This is a genomic window from Paracoccus cavernae (assembly GCF_042430175.1).
Taxonomy (GTDB): domain Bacteria; phylum Pseudomonadota; class Alphaproteobacteria; order Rhodobacterales; family Rhodobacteraceae; genus Paracoccus; species Paracoccus cavernae.
The window spans coordinates 225,138-244,582 of record NZ_JBHMDZ010000002.1; the positions used below are offsets into that span (position 1 = coordinate 225,138).

Sequence of the window (19,445 nt, forward strand, 5' to 3'; positions counted from 1 at the left end):
ACCGCTTGAGCGCCTCATCGGAGTAGCACAAATGGCCAAGACCCCTGACTTCACCAAAGCCTTCCAGGACATCATCGGCAAATTCCCGGTCGACACGTCGTCCTTCCAGGAAGCCTTCAAATCGCAGACCGCACTGAGCGAAAAACTGGCGAAAATCTCGCTGGCCGCTGCCGAGCGTTCGACCGAGATTTCGGCCCAGTGGGCGAAAGACACCATCGCCCGTTTCGGCGAGCTGGCTTCGTCGAAAGAAGACGTCACCGATTACGCCAAAGCCACCAGCGATTTCGCTTCGGCTGCTGCTGAAGCCGCTGCAGAGCATATGGCTTCCTTCGCCGAAGTCGCCAAGCAGGTTCAGATGGACACCGTCGATCTGATGCTGACCGCAGGCAAGGATATCGCTTCGGAAACCCAGAAAGTGGCCGAAAAAGCCGCCCGCGACACGCAGGCAGCTGTCAAGAAAGCCGCAGCGACCGCAACGGCTGGCGCACCGAAAGCCTGATCGGGATCGCGGCGCGGGGTCATCCCCGCAGCCGGACAGTCGAGATCGAAGAAAAGGGGCGGGTGATCCGTCCCTTTTTTCACATCATCGGGCAGGATGCGGCACTCTCCGCAAACCACGCTGCGGGTTGCTGTTTTTCTTTGCAATTTGCCGGTCGTTTTTCCATCATGCTGCAATTGCAATACCTGGAGATGACGATGTCCGAGGCCGATAACACCAAGCCGCTGTTGATCAAGCGCTACGCCAGCCGCCGTCTCTACAATACCGAGACCAGCGACTACGTCACGCTCGACGATATTTCCGGCTTCATCCGCTCGGGGCGTCAGGTGCAGATCGTGGATCTGAAGTCCGGCGACGATCTGACGCGCCAATATCTGCTGCAGATCATCGCCGAACACGAAAGCCGTGGCGAGAATGTCCTGCCGCTCGACGTGCTCACCGATCTAGTGCGCAGCTACACGACGCAGGCGCAATCGGTCGTGCCGCAGTTTCTGGCCGCGAGCTTTGAAATGCTGCGCGAGGGCCAGTCGAAAGTCATGGAAAACCTCTCGACCTTTCCCAATCCGATGTCCTCGATGCCGGGCTTCGAGGCACTGCGCCGCCAGCAGGAGATGTTCCTCAAGGCGATGTCCTCCGGCTGGCCCACGAGCAGCGGCCCCGAGCGCGACGAGGACAACGGCGACGGCAAAACCGCGGATGGATCGGGCGACGACATGTCCGAAATCCGCCGCCAGCTCGCCGAACTTCAGAAACGGATTTCAAAGCTCTGAAGAGTGCTTGCGTCTGGCTCTGTCACGGGCTAGACGACTGGCAACGGACAGTTGGCCGAGTGGTCGAAGGCGCACGCCTGGAAAGTGTGTAGGCGGGGAACCGTCTCGAGGGTTCGAATCCCTCACTGTCCGCCACCCCTCTTTTAAGTGATTGAATTTATTTGGAAATTTACGGGTTTTCCACCTGTGTCAGGGAATTTTCCAACGTTCTGACCTTGGTCCGTTCCTCGAACCGCGCGGCGACGGTCGGCCGACTTGGTGTAGTGGTCGACTTCGCGAAGAGTTTCTGTTGCGTGTTGCTGTTGCGGCGCACTAGCTTTGCGACAAAAGTGAACTAGCTTCGCGACGACAATTTTTCACCTTGATCGAGCACCGGAGCGTGAGGCGGGCGGTTCGTTAAGTCACACCCCTAAAGATGCTTAGGCGCACTTGGCCTTCCACCACATGTGAACCTTCTCACAAAATGAGCTCATGAATGCGTCGCTGAGGATGCTCTCGCTCCCGTCGGCAGGGGTAAAAGTCCAGATGGCACCATCGATTAGGTCATGGGTTCCGATCACTTCTCCGTCTTCAGTCACAACGCTGCCGTCTGGCCAGAGGTTGATAGGGTAGTTCATTCCGCTTGTCCTGTTTGTTGCTGTCGCCGCGCGCTAGCTTCGTGACGTAGTTTTTTCACTTTGATCGAGCATCTGGGTGTGGGGCGAGCGGCTGCAGCTGTCAGGAAGCCGCGCTTGCTCGAGATCCTGACAGGTGCAACTGCCATATTGATCAGTCGAATTCGGCCAGTTTACCTGCGAGATGCTGCATGAATGACCGACAGTTTTCGAAGATCAGGACGGCGCGGTCCTCATCATATTTTTCTAGCGGGTGCATAGCGTGGTTGCGCCACGCATTTTTCACGAAGCGAAGGTGTGTTGCTGCTTCAGCTGCCCATTGCTCTGCCTCGGCACCGTGGCTGCGCTTCCCGACTTCCCTCGTGCGCGCCTCAATCTGATTGATGACTTGATTCCAGTTGGCATCGTGAACCACGTCGTAGTGCTTGGCCAACGATGAGAGGCCGACCTCCATCACTCGCATGAGATGCATAACGCTGGCGGTCCAGCGCCCGAAAGCACGACACTTTGCCGCCTCGGAGATATCGAATGACGCAGATGGGAAGGCGTCTTCGACATCAGCACCGAAGGCTTGATCACTGCTGAAGTATTTCGAGTGAGCAGCGGGCATAACGAAGAAAGATCGCCCTTCGATCTCATCACCAAATGTTTGAACGAGATGGTCTGCCAGGCTCACGAGACGGCCAAGGATATGGGCATCCAGATAGGGGTGTGCGAGGAGTTCGAGGCTCTCTTTCACTGCACGGTTTGCCGCTGCTTCGGAGGCTTTCAGTCCAAGGGCCTGGGATGCGGCCAGAAGGTTTTTACAGCTCCTTATAAAATGGGCTTTCATTTCCACGGGGGGGGAGAATGGTCCGATCGTTTGCCGTGCCAGCAATTGGATCATGACCTTCCATTCGCCCGACTGGCCGGACAGGAAGCTCATGGCAGCCACGGTGTACTGACTATTAAGTTCGATCATGTGAATAAGCTGCCTAAAAGATATCAGCGTCATGCTCGTCTTTCCTGTTCGATTCGAAAACAGCTGTCTGGTCTGTCAGGAATGCGAGGCCATAAAAAATTTTCTAACACCCCGCCCAATAAATCCGGCCCCCTTATACGAGGCCGGATTTTTTCGTTCATGCCGAGAGCTTGCGCAAAACCTTCACGGCGTTGATGGCTTGCGCGAGTTTGAAGTCGGCCTCGCGCTTGACGTCGAGCATGGAGATGCCGTCGACCTCGTCGGCCACGGTCAGGGCTTCCTCCCGCAGGGCTTCGAGCGGGGCGGTATCGAGGCGGGGATCAAGGGTCATGGTTGGGTCTCCTGTGGTTGATCGGTGGGTGGGGCAATATCGAAGAGCGCGTCGAGCTGGGCGTCGGTGATCGACAGGGCCCCGGCCAAGACGGCCAGTATCGGATTGCTGCGCTCGATCATGGTGGCTCCGCTCCACCGGACAACGGCTTCGAGCTGCATGCCGGCGGGCAATGATGCGATGATCGTCTCGAACGGCGCGGGAATTTCCCCGCGCGCGGCCTGACCCGCCTCGGTGAGCGACATGTCGACAAGACCGGAGTTCTTGATCGCAAGGACAAAGTCGGACCGGCTCATGCTCGCTGCGGCCCGCGCAGCTGCGAGGGCATCGGCAGGGCTGCGGTCGTCGACCCAGATGCCGGTCGACGGGTCGAACCAATGGAAAGCGCTCGGTGCCGGTGGAACCGGCAGGAGACGGCCTTCCGAGATGTAGACGCTGTTGATGTCGAAGAACTCATCATCCACCTCGATCGCGTCGATGCCCTCCGGTTCGAGGCTTGCGGTGGTCATGAGGTTGGTGTCGGGGTCGAGAAAGACGAAGATCATCGGCGGCTCGCGGAAACAGAGAGGGTGATGCCCTCGATGTTGAAGGGGTTGGAGGAGCGGGGGTTCACATATTGCCCGGTCTCGGCATTGATGCGCTCGAAGTCGCCCGTCCAATGGCCGTTGTAGCCGTAGAGCTGGAACCTGACTGTCGCGCCGCCAAAGGCGGAAGCTGACATCGCGATCGGGATGCGGAAGCCGGTGTCGCCGCCGGTGGTGCGGATGCCGAACCTTTGGAGGCCGGAAGCCGTTCCCGTGATCACACCATCGATCGTCGTCGTCAGGACCAGCCCGCCGAAGCAGTCATAGTGGGTGGTGGTCGCCATATAGGCGTTGACTGTGACCAAGAAGCCGCCGTCACCCAATCCGGTGATGGACCTGTCGAGCAGGAGGCGCTGGTTGGCAATATGGTTCGCCGTCGGGATTTGCACGTTGGCTGCGGTGAAGCGATAGGGAACGAAGAAGGCATTGCCCTTGATGCGCAGCTCGTCGATCTCGCCCAACCCGATATGGGCGCGCCTGATCACCGCATTATCGATCTGACCGACTTTCGTGATGATGCCGGTCGCGGCCATCAATCCGCCATGCACGGTTCCCACGATCAGCTTGTCGGCATGGACCGAGCCGTCAACGAGGAGTTTGCCCGTGCCCTTGATCCTGACTGTCGGAGCGCCGAAGGCAATATTGCTGTCGGTCCCTGCATGAATTGCGGCGAAGCGGAAGCGCGCTTGCAGCGCACCTGCCGGAACCACGGTCGAGCCCTCGTAAGGCGCGGCCGTATTGGCCGTACCGTTGATCGTGACGATATTGGCGACATCCCCCGACGGGATCGGGGTATCGGACTTGTCGAAGAACTGCAGCTGGATCCGCGCGTTCATCATCGTTCCGGCAGCCCTGATGACCTGACCGGAGACAAAGAGCTCATCCCCCGGCGTGACCGGGAAAAAGTTGCGGGAATAAGCGTATTGAACGTTCGCATTCACGTTGTCTGCGTGCGTGTAATAGAGGTCGCCAACCGACTTTACATCGCCCCTGGCGGTGATCGGGCGCAGCCGGAAGGCAATCCCCTTGATCCAGGACACATCGTCTTGGAGCTGGTCATCAGGGACAAGGTTTGTCAGATCCATGATCGCAAGTGCGGATGCCACAATCGAGCGCGCCGCGATCTCTCTGGCCCCGATCGCGCCGATCTCCATCATTGGGCCTTTGATCGTGCCGTCGAGCAGGATCTCGTCGGCCGACATGCGGATCGCGGATGCGGGACCGTTGGGGTTCGAGGCCGCGACCATCTCCAGACCGGCCGATGCCCCGCCGGCCTTCACCCGCATGACGTAGGAGGTCTCGGCGATGCCGTCGAGCGTGGCTTTGGTCTTGAGCTGCTGGTCGATATAGGAATCGGCGAGAATGACCTGCGCATCGAAGCGGTGGAGCTTGACGCGGTTGATCGCCGCCGTTGCGCCTGCGGTCGTATAGCTGGGCATGAAGCGGATCGAGACATCATCGATCGTCTTGCCGGCCGCCCATGCTGCGGGGCGTTCCAGCACGGCCTGATAGGTCTGGATGCCGCCGCCGACCGTCAGGTTCGGCCCGATCCTGACAGCCGCCCAGCCCCAGCTGTTGGTTGGCGCGTCATGCCAACCGCATTGCAGGACCATGCCGGCGAGCGAGCCGCTAAGCGGCTCGGCCTCGATCGTGATCAGGAGCTTTTGCGGATTGGTGACACCGTTCAGGGTGGTTTTGTCGTGAAAGACATAGGGGCCGACCGTCGCGACCGAGGTCGTGACCAGCTCGAAAGCATAGCCATACTTCCCGACAGCTTTGCCGATCGTGCCGCTGGAGCCAGCGACCACCCCGATATGGGGCGGAAAGACCCCGCTCCAATCAAGGAAGGTCGGGTTTTTGGCGCTGCCGCCCGAGAGGGCGAGCGCGGCGAGCTGCGAGAAGGATTTGGCCTCGATGGCCGATCCGGCCGCGCCGCTCGCCGAGGTCAGTGCTTCGGCCGCTTTCGATGTGGCGATGCCGGCCTGCGTTTGTGCCGTGCCGGCATGGCTGGACGCGAGCGAGGCGCTTTGCCCTGCTTCCGTGGCTTTCGTGGTCGCGGTGACCGAGGAGGCTGCGGCTGCGGATGCCGAGTTGCCGGCATCATCCTTGGCGATGGCCGCAAGCGCGGCATGGCTCTGGGCTTGCGAGGCGGATCCCGCTGCATCGGTCGACGATTGTGCCGCCTGACCAGAGGCGACCTGCGCCTGTCCGCGCGCGGTTTCCGCCTCGATCTTGGCATTGGCGGCAGCGCCGGCCGATTGGCCTGCAGCGGTCTCGGAGGCTGCGGCCTGTGTTGCCGAAGTGGCCGAGGCAGTGGCGGCATCGGCCGAAAGCTTGGCATGGCGCGCGGCCGCATCGGCTTCGGTGACGTCTTCGATCCGGAACTCGTAGAGCTTGAACGGCTCGGACTGCACGACGGCGGTGTCGAGCGCGAAGCGGATCTGGGCAGCCGTTTGCCAGTTGGCATTGGTGACCTGCAGGTCGACCAGACCGCCGGCATTGGCCCCGAGCGTCACGGTATGGGTGATGATCTCGCCTGCCGGGAACAGGTTACCGGCGGGGCGGAAGACATGGTTGGTGTTGATGATGCGGTTGCCGGCCGCATCGAGGTAGACGAAATGGAGCCGCCCGCGAGAGCCCGATGCCGACCAGAAGCGCATGGTGATGCGGTACACCTTGTCGGCGCTGAGCGGCAGGATGCCGATCGGGCCGAGCGAGGCGTTCTGCGCCGCACTTGGTGCGAGCGCAAAAGCCCGCGCGGCGCAGGTGGCGCAGACCGCCGAGTTCGGTGGAATAGCGCCCGCGCCACGATGCGGCCGGATCCGTGCCGGTCAGCGCCTGAACGCCGCCGGCCGCAAAGAGCGCGCAATCATGCCTGCCATAGGCGAAGCCCTCGCGGGCGACCGCGCCGATATAGGTCGAGAGGCGGGCCTCCCAGTCAAAGAGCCTCATTTTTCCCCCCAACGGACAGGAACGGCACCGGACACATCGGTGTATTGGTAAAAGCGATCGGCCGCGCCGCCGGCCAAGCGGCGCAGTTTCTGGCTTTCATCGGATTTTTTCAGGGTGAGACCGCGCGTTCCGGCGCGGGCGTTGCTGGCCAGCTTGATCTTGGCGGCCGCGACCTGACCCTCGGCCGGCGTCGGCAGATCGATCTCGTCGATCCAGCCTTTGAAAATGCGGTGCGGTGCGGCCAAGGGCTGATCGGTCGCAGGGTCGAAATAGACGCGGTGGATCTCGACCGGCGCGAGCCGCGCGTCATAGCCGCGAATGAGCATCTCGACCTCGGGGCTGATCGCCGAGACCTTGACCTGAAGCGTCCGGACATCGAGGCCGGCCGCGCGCCGGATGCCCTCGATTTCCAGAACCGAGCCTGCGCCATAATAGGTGCGGTTCTCGCCCTTGATGATGAAGTCCTGATGGTCGTCGCCGGTCCACAGACCCATGGTCTCGACCGCGCCGGTTGTGCGGTTCTGGGCAGAGACCCAAAGCAAACGGCGCGATTTGATCGGCTTGCGCGCCGCGAGATGGGCGCTGACGGCGGGGTCGAGCGTGAGCATGTTACCTCAAGGTCTGGATGACGCTGAAGGTGGTGCCTTCGGAGAGGGTCGCGTCGAACCCGCCGGGCTTGAAGGATCCGGGCACGATCATCGCCTTGCAGACCGGACGGATGAGCGTGATCGCCGCGCCGACGGCCGCACCGGGGCGCAGGGGCGGGTTGACCTCGAGGAGCGTGAGCGCGCCCGAGGCATTGGCGTTTCTTGGCGTCACGACCTCATGAAGAGCGAAGCGCTGGGGGTTGGTCCCATAGGTGAAGCCGATCAGATCGTCGCGCATCAGGCGATAATTGGCCGGCAGACCGCTGATCGAGATCTCGCGCGCGTTGGGGAGCGCGGAAATCACCGGGCCGGCCGATCCGAGCTTGGAGCCGGTCGGGTCCCATTGCGGGAAGGGTCGGGTCGGATCGCACATCATGAACGAGCCGGCTGCGCCGCGCAGCAGGTTCAGAAGCGGGCGGACCTGGGCAAACTCTTCGCGCAAAGTGCGGCCGAGAGTGATCTCTGCCTGCCAGAGCCGCGCGCCATTGTCGGAGGCGATGATCTCCCCGCCGCGCGTGCGCGAATGGGCCACGACCTCGGGAATATCGAGGGTGATCTTGCGGATCGGCAGAAGGTCGAAGAACGCCGCACGCGATAGCGGAAAGGTCAGAGCCGCCATCAGCCGACATCCCTTGCATCATTGATCACGCCCTGCACCCGACGGGGCATGACAAGGCGGTCATAGGTTTCGAGCGCGCTCTGGACGCCGTTCTGGACCATCTCGCTGATCTCGGCATTGCCACGCGCGCCGTTGACGTTGATCTGGAAGACCGGGCGTCCATTCTCGCCACCGCTCTGCACCGGTGCAGCGCTATTGGCGGCCCGCCCGAGCATGGGCGCGGTGCCGACGAAACCGCCGTCGCGAAAGCCGCGCATGCCGCCCCTGCGGATGCCTTCGAGATTGGCGATGCCGATGCGGCGGGTTGCCTCGGCGTCGAAAACATATTCCCCGGCATGGACGATCCCCGCCGCCTGATCGGGATCCCCCGCGCCGGTAAAGCCGCCGTTTCGGAAAAGCTTGGCCCCGCCCGCGAGCTGGCTGCCGATCCCGAGAACGAATTGCAAAATGCCACCGGTCTTGCCGCCGACCGCGCCCGCGAGACCCGAAAGCATCTGGCCGAGCTGGCCACCGAACTGGCCCATGCCGGCACCGAGGTTTTCCATGCCGGTGCCGGCGCGCGTGGCGTCGGTGCCGAGCTGGCCGATCTGGGCAGCGGCATCGAGCGCGGCTTGGTTCATCTGGGAATAGGCTGTTGCGGCCGCCGCTTGGCGGGTGTCGTAGCCATGCGATGCGGAAGGGTTTGACAGCGAATAGTTCTTGGGACGCTCGAACCCGAGGAAAGCATCGGTCGAGCCGCGAACATCGGACTGGCCCATCAGCCGGTTGTAGGAGGGGCGCTCCGTGGTCATCAGCTCGTGCCAGGCGAACTCCAACTGTTTCTGGATATCGCCAAGGTTCTGTTTGCCTCCGATGAAATCGAAAAGGTTCTGCTTGCGGTCGTTCCACTGGAAGAGGCCAAAGGCTTGGCCCGCATCGCCGACTGCGAGCGGATCAAATCCGCTTTCGGCCTGAATATTGCCCATGATCCCCGCGATCTGGTGCGGGGCCATCCCCTTGCTCGCGAAGAACTGCCAGACCTGCGCCTGCACACCCCCTGAGCTTTTGCGGGGTGAAGATCAGGGCAGGGTGAGCCGAGGAAACCACGGCAGCGCATGCCGGAGCCGCGACGATCATTCAGCGCGGTGGCATCCATGCGACGATTGCGGCGCGGCCGGTCGGTCAAGCCGGCCTTGGCGGCATGTGCGGCAGAAATCGCGGCAAACCCGCCCTTGAAGATCCAGCCGAAAATGGTGCGGATGAGGAGGATGAACTGTTCCATCACGCCATCCCCAACGCTGCACAATACATATCGAGGATCGATGCCTCCTCGGCGATGTCGTCTTTGTCGCGCTTGCGCAAAGCCATGAGCGAGCGGACGGGCAGATGCCAGGCGGCTGCAATCATGCGATCCAGCCGCCCTTTCGCCTCGCGGATTGCTTCCTCAACCATGCCGCCGTCGAATCCTTTGCAGATCAGTTCGACGGCCGGCATGGTCAGATCACCGAGGAAGACCTCATGGGCGTCGTGAAGCAAAGCCCACGGGCCCAGCTCGGGAGCGACGAGGCGTTCTACCAGAACCGAATGCGAGGCGACCGGCCAAGGCTGCGGCGTTCGCCCGGAGAAGCGATTGATCTTGGCCATGGCGTCGGCAAGGATTTCCGCCGTGGTGTCTTCGGGGCGAAGGTTCGCAAGATCGACCGTACCCTGAAGGGTCCAGAAGGGAACTGTGGGGCGGATTGTTTGGGTCTGCAGCATATCAAGCGCTCGCCAGATCGATGGTGATGGCTTGGCGCGGCGCATCGATGCCCTCGCGCATCCAGAAGCGGATATAGCTTTTGGAACCGGTCACGCGGATCGCATCACGGATAGCCTGCATCGCGCGCTGCCAGCGCTCGTCCACGATGTCGAGGCGCAGCAGGGTGAAGATCTCCGAACGGTTGATCTTGCCTTCCTTGTCGGTGTTGAACGCCTTGGTGACGAGGGCGCGGATCTCTGGGCGCGAGTCTGCCGACCATTCGTTCAGGCATTCGTCGACCAGGGGCGACGGGGACCTGGCAGAGGCCGGTGATCAGGTCGCGCGCATCATCGAGCGTGGCGGGCAGGAACTCGACCTTGTTCGGGGCGCGGCTCTCGATCTGGGGGAAGCGGCGCAAGTGATCGCGCAGTTTGCCCATGCCGACGAGGATGGTGGGCAGGAACTTCAGATCGGAGATGCCGCGAATGCCCTCCATGACCTCGGGTTTCGAGGAGATCAGGTCGGCCTCGTCGATTACGAGGCTGAACGGGCGCCCTTCGAGCGCGGCCGAGGTGCCGAGATCGTCGAGGCGTTCGATGACCAGACGGAAGCGGTCTCGCTTGCGGTTCGGGACGTTGGTGATCGACAGCTCGGCCAAGATTTCCTGAATGAACCAGCTGTAATCCCAGCCCTTCTGGGCGCGCAGATAGATGCTGCCCGTTTGGGTCGTCCAGCGCGACATGGTGGCGGTCTTGCCCAAGCCCGGCTTGCCGTCGACCACGACCATGCAGGCTTCCTCCGCGCCGCGATCATCAAGGCGGGTCAATGCCGACGTGAAGCGGCGGTAATTGGACGTTTCAACAAAAGCGTTTTTCATGATATGCTCTCCTCGTTTCTGACGTTTTTTCGTTAGGCGACGGCACGGAGGAGGGTTCGAAGCGCCTCCGTGTCGATGCCATTGGCTCTCAGGTTTTCCTGACCGATGGGGCGGCTCAGGCATTTCCGCAAAACCGCGATCTGGTTCGGCGAAAGGTCGTTCGGGTTCTCCAGCGCCCACGCGGCCAGTTCCTCATCCGAGGTGAAAACCTGACGGCGCGGCTTGGGTGCGGGGAGTTCGATCGGGGCAAAGGCCTCGACCGTTTCGGGTTGGATTGGTGACAGGTCGATGAAATCGGCGACCTCGTCGCGCTGGGCCTCGATCTGCAAAAGCCCGTCGCGCTCGGCTTCGACTTCGATGCGCTTGTCGTCGAGGCGGCGCAGCCGACCCTTGGCGCGATCTTCGATCGATTTCTGTTCGTAGCTGAGCGGGATGTAGCGTTCGCTATTGCCGCCGAAGCGGGCGACACAGATCAGGCGACCGGGCTGACCCGATTCAGCGTCGAATTCGCGCACCCAGACCTTGTCGGCCTGATGGTAATCGTAACCGACCATGACCTTCTCTTCGTGATAGGCTTCCAGGTCCTGGTCGAAGTAGAAGTTGCCGTTCCACTGCACCTGGGCGCGGCGGGCGGTGCGAATTTCGTAAGGCCGGAACAGGTCATCGGCTTCGCCGGGGTCAACCTCGACAGCCTCGAACCCGTTCGACACATGGGCAGCCCAGCATTCGTTGGGGGTCATGTGGCGGGTTTTGCCGGTGTCAGGATCCTGAAACTTCGGCAGGCCGCGATGAGGCAGGTCGTTGTACTCTGCGACCATAGCTTCGCAGAGGCGAACAAAATCCTCCCAGCTCGGCAGAAGACGGGATTCGCCGAACTCTTTAAGCTGCTTGCGGGTGATCTTGTGGACCTTGTCACCAGCCTCCTTGTCGCGATCCTTGCCGATATAGGTCGGGAGCCTTTTCGCGAGGGTATCCCAAACCGTGGCGTTCGGGCGCTCGATCCGACCCTTCGCCTGCGAGTCATAAGGCGCGGCATGCATCTTGGTGATGCCGAGCCGCCCCATGAGGCCCCCGACATCCGCGTCCATCGCCTTGTTGCGATAGCCGGGGCCACGATCGACGTAGAAAACGGCGGGGATGCCAGAGCCGCAGCAGGAGTTACGAAGGGCCTCGGCGACGGCTTTCTGGTTCTCCGAGCGCGACAGCGCGATCCCGACGATCTTGCGGGTGACCACGTCAAGGACCGTGGTAATTTCCGGCCGGATGGCGCGTTTCGTCACCGGATCCGCGATTTCCGCGTCGAAGGTCTTGCCGTCGGCCGTGTAGATCGTGGTCGGCCACATATCCTCGGTGGTGCGCGTGACATAGGCCTTGCCCGGCGCAATGTAGTGCCATTCGATCCGGTGCTCGGCACACCGCCGCAGGATTGCGTTACTGGTCAGCTCCGTCCCATTATCGCTGACAATCATTCCGGGTTTGCCGCGGCGCTCGATTAGGGCCGTCAGTTAACGCGCCACTCGGCGCCCCGAGCTTGAGGGTGAGCCATGAAGCCGCCACTGGTCCGAGGCCCATGGCGAACGGGATCGCCGCGAGGCATTTCCGGGTGACGTCGTCGACGACGTTGAGCACCCGAAAGCGCTGCCCTTTGGCGAATTGGTCATGGACGAACCGAAGGTCCGCGAAGCGAAATCCAGAGACCAGCGCGCATTGGGCCGCGCCTCCACCAGGATCGGGGCTCGCGTCCCGATAGCCTTGCGCCGGGCCTTTCGCTTGCGCACCGTCAGCCCTTCCTCGCGGCAGAGCCGATAGATCCGGTTAATCCCGGAAGGCTCTCCCTTGCGCCGCAGCAGCACGAAGATCCGCCGATAGCCGAACCGTCGGCGCTCGTTGGCCAGCTCCCGCAACCGCCCACGCAGCACCGTGTCCGGCTCGCGCTGTGCTCGGTAGCGGACCATCTTGCGGTCCGCCCCGGCAATCCGGCACGCCCGCCCTTCCGAGAGCCCGCGTAGGGACCTCAGATGCGCGACCGCCTCGGGCTTCACTGCAGGCGTCGCCACTTTTTTGAAACCAGTTCCGTCATCGCGGAGAGATCGAGCATCTGTTCGGCCAGCAGCTTCTTCAGCTTCGCGTTCTCATCCTCAAGCGCCTTCAGCCGCTTCGCCCCCGACAACGTCATGCCGCCGAATTTGGCCTTCCAATTATAGAAGGTGCCTTCCGACATGACGTGCTTGCGGCACAGGTCCGCGCACTTCGCGCCTGCTTCGTGCTCGGCCAAGATGCCGGTGATCTGTTCGTCCGTGAAACTCGTTCGCTTCATTGTCCGTCCTCAAATTGGATCGGACTCCAATCAACGGCGGAGAAAAAATTCCGTGGCAGGTCAGGACCACTACATCTTTGAAACCATCGAGGAGGCGCAGGAGATCGCAACCGACTGGCTATGGACTTACAATAATGAGCGCCCCAGCGCGAATTGTGTCGCCATTGGCTCGAGACCAATGAGCGCGGGCGTCGGCGACATCACACCCGCCCAGAAACTGAAGATGGCTGCCTGAAGTCTACTTCGGCACCCCGTTAAAACGGGGCGGATTACCCAAGGCTCGGAGCCCGGTCTACATATCCTCAACCGTCGCGTGCTTGCGCCTCTTCGAAACGGTGTTGGGATTGCCCCAGCTCCCGACTTAGCTGCGCGAACGAAGCTTGCGGTCGCCGTATTGCCGCTCTGGCGGCGTGCGTGGTCGTGGCGCTGCAGTGACGAAATTGCCCCATAGGCCATCCTTCAATTCCAAAGAAAAGGAGTGCACCATCAAACCGTGGGCGCATCCACTTGGGAGGAGATGTCGCGTGAAAGCGGTTAGGGGCAGGGGCGGTCGTGTGAGCGAAGGAACTTCGCCCGCAGTTCTCGCCCATGCGCCTTCATTGGCGATCATTGCCGGCGTTTCGTCGCGTCGGTTGCTGCTTTGCCTTCCTTGATCTTGGCTGCCAGATCGCGTGCGATTCCGAAGGCGCCCTTTATCCGGTCGCCGTCTGTCGCCCAGTCGCGCAGAACAACGATTTTGTTGTCGGTGACTTTGGCATGACCGTGCTGCTCGGTGAGGAACGCAACCAGCCCTTGCGGATTGGGGAATTTGTCCTGATGGAACTGGATCGTCGCACCTTTGGGACCGGCATCGAGCTTGGCGATATTGGCCCGCTTGGCCATGGCCTTGATGCGGATGACCAGAAGAAGCGTGTTGACCTCTCTCGGGAGCGGGCCGAAGCGGTCGATGAGCTCGGCCGCAAAGCCTTCGAGCTCGACCTTGGTCGAAAGCTCGGAAAGGCGGCGGTAAAGGCCCAGACGGACATCGAGATCCGCAATGTAGCTTTCCGGAATGGTCACCGGCACGCCCAGGTTCAGCTGGGGTGCCCATTCGTCGTCGGGCGTGCCCTCGATTTCGCCCGATTTCAGCTTGGCAATCGTTTCCTCCAGCATCTGTTGGTAGAGTTCGAAGCCGACTTCGCGGATGTGGCCGGATTGCTCTTCGCCCAGAAGGTTGCCCGCACCGCGCTGGTCGAGGTCCTGCGAGGCGAGGTTGAAGCCCGCGCCAAGGCTGTCGATCGAGCCCAGAAACTTCAATCTCCGGATCGCCTGCGGGGTCAACGGAACGCGCGGCTTCGTGGTCAGATAGCAATAGGCGCGCGCCTTTGAGCGGCCGACCCGTCCGCGGATCTGGTAGAGCTGCGAGAGGCCGAACATGTCCGAGCGCCAGATGACCATCGTATTCGCGGTCGGAATGTCGAGGCCGCTTTCCACGATCGTCGTCGCCAGAAGCACATCATGGCTGCCGTCGTAAAATGCGTTCATCCGCTGGTCGAGATCGCCCGCAGCCAGCTGTCCATGTGCCGTTATGCTGCTGACTTCCGGCACGTTTTCCTTGAGCCAATCCTCGACCTCGGGCAGGTCGGACAGACGCGGCACCACGAAAAAGCTTTGGCCGCCGCGGTACTTTTCGCGCAAAAGCGCCTCGCGAATGGTGACCGTATCGAATTCGCTGACATAGGTTCGGATCGAGAGGCGGTCGACCGGTGGCGTCCCGATTACCGAGAGATCGCGTACCCCGCTCAGCGAAAGTTGCAGCGTTCGCGGGATCGGGGTCGCCGTGAGCGTCAGCACATGGATATCGCTGCGCAGCTCTTTGAGGCGCTCTTTATGGCCGACGCCAAAATGCTGCTCCTCGTCGACAACAAGCAGGCCGAGGTTCTTGAATTTGACCTGTTTGGCCAGAACCGCATGGGTGCCGATGACGATATCGACGCTGCCTTCGGCCAGCCCTTTACGGGTCTCGGCGGCATCTTTGGCCGAAACGAAACGCGAGAGCGGGCGGACATTGATCGCGGTGCCGCGGAAACGCTCGGCGAAGCTCTTGAAATGCTGGCGCGCGAGCAATGTTGTCGGCGCGATGACCGCAACCTGCATCCCCTGCGAGGCGGTGATGAAGGCGGCGCGGATCGCGACCTCGGTCTTGCCGAAGCCGACATCGCCCACCACGAGCCGGTCCATCGGGCGACCGGCCGCGAGATCTGCCGCGACATCCGCGATCGCCTGCGCCTGGTCGTCGGTCTCGGTATAGGGGAAGCGCGCGGCGAAGCTTTCGATCTCGTGAAATTCCGGCTCGAGCACGGGCGCGGTGCGCAAAAGCCGCTCGGCCGCGACCCGCATCAGACGGTCGGCGATCAGCTTGATGCGCTCTTTGAGCTTGGCCTTGCGCGCCTGCCATGCGCCGCCGCCGAGGCGGTCCAGAAGACCTTCCTCATGGCCGTAGCGCGTCAGAAGCTCGATGTTTTCGACCGGCAGATAGAGCCTGTCGCCGCCCGCATATTCCAGCGCGATGCAATCATGCGGCACCCCGAGCGCCTTGACGGTTTCGAGGCCGGTATAGCGGCCGATCCCGTGCTCGACATGGACCACCAGATCGCCCGGCGTCAGACTTTGGGTGTCGCGCAGGAAGTTCTCGGCGCGGCGTTTCTTTTTGGCGCCGCGCACCAGCCGGTCGCCCAGAACGTCCTGTTCCGAGATGATGGTCAGGGGCAATTCGCCGTCACGCTCGACGACAAAACCTTCGTCGAGCGGCCAGATCGCCAGACCCAGAGCGGCCTTGTCGGCCCGCAAGTCGCGGATGTCGCCTATCAGGCTCGCGCCTTCGATGCCCTCGTCGGCGATCAGCCCCGCCAGACGCTCGCGCGCACCTTCTGAAAAGCTCGCGAGCACGACGCGGCCACCGGCCCGCTGCTTGCGGATGTGGTCGGCCAAGGCATGGAACAGGTTCTTGTTCTCGTCTTGCCTTTCGGGCGCGAAATTGCGGCCGACGCGGCCTCCGGCATCCAGCACTCCCGGACCGGGCGGTTGGCGCAGGGTCGAGAGACGCAGATGGCGCTGGCCGGCAAGCCAGCCCTGCCATTCGGCCTCGTCGGGAAAGAGCGTCTCGGGCGGGACCGGACGGTAAAGGCTGTCCGAGACGCGCCGGTTGAGCGCCTCGCGGCGCGCATCAAATTGTTCGGAAATCGTATGCCAGCGGGCGTCACGCACCTGATCGAGACGATCGTCGCTGACGATGCTCGCTTCGGGCAGGTAGTCGAACAGGTTCTCCAGCCCGTCGTGAAACCACGGCAGCCAATGTTCCATCCCCGCGAGTTTGCGGCCGGCGCTGACGCTTTCGTAAAGCGGATCATTCGCGCCGCCGCCGTATTCCATGCGGTAGTTCTGGCGAAAGCGCGTGATGGCGGGCTCGTCGAGGATGACTTCGGACATCGGGGCAAGCTCGACACGGTCCAGCTTTTCGGTGGTGCGCTGGGTCTCGGGGTCGAAACGGCGCGCGCCGTCCAGAACATCGCCGAAAAGATCAAGCCGGATCGGCCCGCTTTCGCCCGGCGGATAGATGTCGATGATCCCGCCGCGCAGCGCATAATCACCGGGTTCGGTCACGGTCGGCGCGAGCGTGAAGCCCATCCGCACGAGAAAGGCACGCAACGCCGTCTCGTCCATGCGGTCGCCGACGGCCGCCGAAAAACCGGCCTCGCGCACGACTGCGCGCGCGGGCACGCGCTGCATTGCCGCGCTGAGCGTCGTGAGCAGGATGAAGGGGCCGCGCAGGGCCTTGTGCGCAAGGAGCGTCAGCACCGCCATTCGGGCCGCCATGATCGCGGGCGCGGGCGAAATGCGGTCATAGGGCGTCGTATCCCAGGCCGGAAATTCGAGCACCACGGCTTTGGGCGCGAAAAAGCCCAAAGCGCCGCGCATTGCCGCCATGCGGCGGTCGTCGCGGGCGATATGGATGACAGGATTGCCGCGTTCCAGCTCGCGCGCGATCAAAGCCGCGTCGTAGCCTTCGGGCGCACCGGAAAGAATGATTTGATCGGGCATGCGCATGACCTAATTGTCTTGGCAGGAAATGTCACGTTCCTCGGTACAGCCGGAAGCGTGTGACGGGATATTAGAAGCCGAAAGGATTGGACAAAAGCGTCAATGCCGCCCAATAGGCCGCGAGTGCCACGGTCACGATCGACATGGCCGAAGTGAACAGGCGGTGCCTGCGCATGGACGGGGCGGCGAGACTTGCTGCCTCTTGCACCGTAATCTCGGCGCTGCGGGCGCGTTCGACAATCCGCGACAGGCTCTTGGCCAGCCGGATGCGCAGGATCACCAGAATGCCCAAGGGCGCGAGGAGCAAAAACAGGGCTTGCGCCATCTCCAGCCCGTAGACGAAGCCGAGCGCCGCGAGGCTCACCAGCAAAAAGATCGCCACGCCGAAAAGCCACGGCCCTTCGCCCGGATCGACGCGCCAGCGCGGCAGCATCAGCGAGAGCCAGTCGAGCAAAGTGACAGCCGCCTTTTCCTGCTCGGCCGCCCCGAGCTTGCGGTTGAGCGCCTTGTGGATGACATCGGGCGGCACGCCCAAGGCGTTGCGTCCGGCGAGGCTCCAGCAGGTGGCGAGCATCAGCCAGAACCAGATCGAATTGAACGACCGGCTTTCGAGAATGACCAGAAGAGCCTGAAGTACTGCCACTGTTGCGCCTGCAAGTTGCGTTTGATTTCAAGCACACAGTAGTCAGTCGCGGCGCTCGGGAAAACCTCCAAAGGGGGACGCGGCGGCACAAGGGTTGCACCTGATGCCGTGGGGGTGCACATTCGTCGCGCTTTCGACGCGCCCGCATCGGGCCGCGCCGGTCCTCCGACGATCACAGAACGAGCATTCCATGTCCTCCATGCCGATCATTCCGCCTTTCCCCGCCACCCGCTTGCGCCGTTTGCGCCGGACGCCCGCCTTGCGCGCGCTGACGACCGAGGTGACGCTGTCGGCAAGCAATCTGATCTGGCCGGTTTTCGTTACCGAAATCGCGGGCGGGGAGGGCGAGATCGCCTCGATGCCGGGGGTCGAGCGGCTCACGTTGGACGGGGCCAAGCGCGCCGCCGAGACCGCGATGCGGCTCGGCATCCCCTCGATCTGCGTTTTCCCCCATTCCGATCCCGATCTGAAGACCGAGGGCTGCGAGCGTGCATGGGACCCCGAAAATATCGGAAACCGCGCCATCCGCGCCATCAAGGAGGTCGCGCCGGAGCTGGCGGTGATGACCGATATCGCGCTCGACCCCTATAATATCAACGGCCATGACGGGCTGGTGCGCGACGGGATCATCCTCAATGACGAGACGGTCGAGGCCCTCGTGCGCATGGCTTTGACACAGGCCGAAGCGGGCGCGGACATCCTCGGCCCCTCCGATATGATGGACGGCCGGATTGCCGCTTTGCGCGCGGCGATGGAGGCGAACGGCCACAAGGATATGGCGATCCTGTCCTATGCCGCAAAATTCGCGAGCGGCTTTTACGGCCCGTTCCGCGATGCGGTCGGCGCTTCGGGGCGTCTGGTCGGCGACAAAAAGACCTATCAGGTCAATCCCGCCAACCGCGAAGAGGCCCTGCGCTGCGTGGCGCGCGACCTCGCGGAGGGTGCGGATATGGTCATGGTCAAGCCGGGCATGCCCTATCTCGATCTCTGCCGCGAAGTGCGCGACCGTTTCGAGGTTCCGACCTTCGCTTATCAGGTCTCGGGCGAATATGCGATGATCGAGGGGGCGATCCGTCAGGGCTGGCTGTCGCGCGATGTCGTGATGGAAAGCCTGATCGGCTTCCGTCGCGCGGGCTGTGACGGAATCCTGACATATTTCGCCCCGCAGGTCGCCGAACTGCTGGCGCAAAAGGGCTGATCGCCCTATTCTTTGGCGAAATCTGCAGTTTTGCAGCAATCACGATATGAGGCCAGGCATGCTTGACGACAACCGGATTTCTCGCCGCTCGCTCTTTGTGGGTGGCGCGGCTGCCGCCCTGCTTGCGGGATGCGCGAATGGCGTCGGCGAAAACGCCGCCGCGCGTCTGGACGGGCGCGTGAACACGACCCGCGACTATCTTTTGCAGACCTATCCTGGGGCGGCGGGCCTGATTCAGGGGGCCAAGGGCGTTCTCTATATGCCGCTGATGACCGAAGCGGGCTTCGGGATCGGCGGCGCTTACGGGCAGGGCGCGTTGCGCATCAACAATGCGACCGTCGATTACTACTCGGCGACGCAGGCCAGTGTCGGCTTCCAGATCGGCGCGCAACAATATGCGCATGTGCTGATTTTTCAGACCGATCAGGCACTTGCCAATTTCCGTTCGGCGCCGGGCTGGGTTGCCGAGGCGGGTGCCTATTATGCGTTGCCCGCGCGCGGCCTCGCGGTCGGCGCGGATACGATCACCGCGCAGCAGCCGGTCGTGGCGATGATCTTCGGCCAGTCGGGCCTGATGGCGGGGGCCTCGATCGCCGGTACGAAATACACCCGCGTGATCCCCTCGACCTTCTGAGG

Annotated in this window: 19 protein-coding genes, 1 tRNA gene and 2 pseudogenes; 6 read left to right on the forward strand and 16 right to left on the reverse strand. The window is 62.5% G+C overall.

The window, feature by feature from the left end; all coding sequences use genetic code 11:
- The first annotated feature begins 31 nt into the window (after nucleotides 1-31).
- The 3 genes from ACFFUC_RS04700 to ACFFUC_RS04710 all read left to right on the forward strand — a co-directional run bounded on the left by ACFFUC_RS04700 (nucleotide 32) and on the right by ACFFUC_RS04710 (nucleotide 1,404).
- Nucleotides 32-499, forward strand: a complete 468-nt coding sequence (locus tag ACFFUC_RS04700) for a phasin family protein (protein ID WP_377684011.1) — start codon at nucleotides 32-34, stop codon at nucleotides 497-499.
- A 197-nt stretch (nucleotides 500-696) separates the two neighbouring features.
- Complete coding sequence (gene phaR, locus ACFFUC_RS04705; protein WP_377684013.1) at nucleotides 697-1,269, forward strand: polyhydroxyalkanoate synthesis repressor PhaR; 573 nt, start codon at nucleotides 697-699, stop codon at nucleotides 1,267-1,269.
- Nucleotides 1,270-1,314: 45 nt separating this feature from the next.
- Nucleotides 1,315-1,404: transfer RNA gene (locus tag ACFFUC_RS04710), tRNA-Ser, on the forward strand.
- A gap of 284 nt (nucleotides 1,405-1,688) precedes the next feature.
- Here ACFFUC_RS04710 and ACFFUC_RS04715 read toward each other — a convergent pair.
- The 14 genes and pseudogenes from ACFFUC_RS04715 to ACFFUC_RS04780 form a co-directional block, all read right to left on the reverse strand.
- Nucleotides 1,689-1,886 carry a hypothetical protein gene (locus ACFFUC_RS04715; RefSeq protein WP_377684015.1) on the reverse strand — a complete coding sequence of 66 codons (198 nt, stop codon included), beginning with the start codon at nucleotides 1,884-1,886 and terminating at the stop codon, nucleotides 1,689-1,691.
- A gap of 151 nt (nucleotides 1,887-2,037) precedes the next feature.
- Nucleotides 2,038-2,877: a hypothetical protein gene (locus tag ACFFUC_RS04720; protein WP_377684016.1), complete on the reverse strand. Its 840-nt coding sequence runs from the start codon at nucleotides 2,875-2,877 to the stop codon at nucleotides 2,038-2,040.
- Between the two features lie 124 nt (nucleotides 2,878-3,001).
- Nucleotides 3,002-3,175 (reverse strand): hypothetical protein, encoded by a 174-nt coding sequence (locus tag ACFFUC_RS04725; protein ID WP_377684017.1) that lies wholly within the window; start codon nucleotides 3,173-3,175, stop codon nucleotides 3,002-3,004.
- Nucleotides 3,172-3,720, reverse strand: coding sequence for a hypothetical protein (locus tag ACFFUC_RS04730; protein ID WP_377684018.1), 549 nt, complete (start codon nucleotides 3,718-3,720; stop codon nucleotides 3,172-3,174). The genes ACFFUC_RS04725 and ACFFUC_RS04730 overlap by 4 nt, the downstream gene beginning before the upstream one ends.
- Nucleotides 3,717-6,419, reverse strand: a complete 2,703-nt coding sequence (locus ACFFUC_RS04735) for a hypothetical protein (protein WP_377684019.1) — start codon at nucleotides 6,417-6,419, stop codon at nucleotides 3,717-3,719. The genes ACFFUC_RS04730 and ACFFUC_RS04735 overlap by 4 nt, the downstream gene beginning before the upstream one ends.
- Entirely contained in the window at nucleotides 6,310-6,711 is a 402-nt protein-coding gene (locus ACFFUC_RS04740) for a DUF6950 family protein (protein WP_377684021.1), read from the reverse strand. The genes ACFFUC_RS04735 and ACFFUC_RS04740 overlap by 110 nt, the downstream gene beginning before the upstream one ends.
- A complete protein-coding gene (locus tag ACFFUC_RS04745; RefSeq protein ID WP_377684022.1) occupies nucleotides 6,708-7,319 on the reverse strand; it encodes a hypothetical protein in 612 nt (203 codons plus the stop codon). Before ACFFUC_RS04745 ends, ACFFUC_RS04740 begins: the two co-directional genes overlap by 4 nt.
- Before the next feature lies 1 nt (nucleotide 7,320).
- A complete protein-coding gene (locus tag ACFFUC_RS04750; protein ID WP_377684024.1) occupies nucleotides 7,321-7,977 on the reverse strand; it encodes a hypothetical protein in 657 nt (218 codons plus the stop codon).
- Nucleotides 7,977-9,008, reverse strand: coding sequence for a phage tail tip lysozyme (locus tag ACFFUC_RS04755; protein WP_377684026.1), 1,032 nt, complete (start codon nucleotides 9,006-9,008; stop codon nucleotides 7,977-7,979). Before ACFFUC_RS04755 ends, ACFFUC_RS04750 begins: the two co-directional genes overlap by 1 nt.
- A 229-nt stretch (nucleotides 9,009-9,237) precedes the next feature.
- Nucleotides 9,238-9,759 (reverse strand): GapR family DNA-binding domain-containing protein, encoded by a 522-nt coding sequence (locus ACFFUC_RS04760; protein ID WP_377684028.1) that lies wholly within the window; start codon nucleotides 9,757-9,759, stop codon nucleotides 9,238-9,240.
- Entirely contained in the window at nucleotides 9,716-9,997 is a 282-nt protein-coding gene (locus ACFFUC_RS04765) for a DUF3164 family protein (RefSeq protein WP_377684160.1), read from the reverse strand. Before ACFFUC_RS04765 ends, ACFFUC_RS04760 begins: the two co-directional genes overlap by 44 nt.
- 130 nt (nucleotides 9,998-10,127) lie before the next feature.
- Nucleotides 10,128-10,694, reverse strand: a pseudogene (locus ACFFUC_RS04770) (AAA family ATPase); the annotation flags it as partial.
- Nucleotides 10,604-11,914: a Mu transposase C-terminal domain-containing protein gene (locus tag ACFFUC_RS04775; RefSeq protein WP_377684162.1), complete on the reverse strand. Its 1,311-nt coding sequence runs from the start codon at nucleotides 11,912-11,914 to the stop codon at nucleotides 10,604-10,606. The gene ACFFUC_RS04775 and the pseudogene ACFFUC_RS04770, both read right to left, overlap by 91 nt.
- 27 nt (nucleotides 11,915-11,941) lie before the next feature.
- A pseudogene (locus ACFFUC_RS04780) lies at nucleotides 11,942-12,888 on the reverse strand (IS3 family transposase); the annotation flags it as partial.
- Nucleotides 12,889-12,940: 52 nt separating this feature from the next.
- Between ACFFUC_RS04780 and ACFFUC_RS04785 the strand changes: the two are divergent.
- Nucleotides 12,941-13,123, forward strand: a complete 183-nt coding sequence (locus ACFFUC_RS04785) for a hypothetical protein (RefSeq protein WP_377684168.1) — start codon at nucleotides 12,941-12,943, stop codon at nucleotides 13,121-13,123.
- A 371-nt stretch (nucleotides 13,124-13,494) separates the two neighbouring features.
- Here the strand turns inward: ACFFUC_RS04785 and mfd are convergent, their stop codons facing one another.
- Nucleotides 13,495-16,974: a transcription-repair coupling factor gene (gene mfd, locus ACFFUC_RS04790; protein ID WP_377684030.1), complete on the reverse strand. Its 3,480-nt coding sequence runs from the start codon at nucleotides 16,972-16,974 to the stop codon at nucleotides 13,495-13,497.
- Between the two features lie 64 nt (nucleotides 16,975-17,038).
- On the reverse strand, nucleotides 17,039-17,611 hold the full coding sequence (locus ACFFUC_RS04795) for a hypothetical protein (protein ID WP_377684032.1): 573 nt from the start codon (nucleotides 17,609-17,611) through the stop codon (nucleotides 17,039-17,041).
- 190 nt (nucleotides 17,612-17,801) lie between these two features.
- Between ACFFUC_RS04795 and hemB the strand changes: the two genes are divergently transcribed.
- Nucleotides 17,802-18,809, forward strand: a complete 1,008-nt coding sequence (hemB, locus tag ACFFUC_RS04800) for a porphobilinogen synthase (RefSeq protein WP_377684034.1) — start codon at nucleotides 17,802-17,804, stop codon at nucleotides 18,807-18,809.
- A gap of 58 nt (nucleotides 18,810-18,867) precedes the next feature.
- Entirely contained in the window at nucleotides 18,868-19,443 is a 576-nt protein-coding gene (locus ACFFUC_RS04805; protein WP_377684036.1) for a lipid-binding SYLF domain-containing protein, read from the forward strand.
- Nucleotides 19,444-19,445 lie beyond the last annotated feature (2 nt).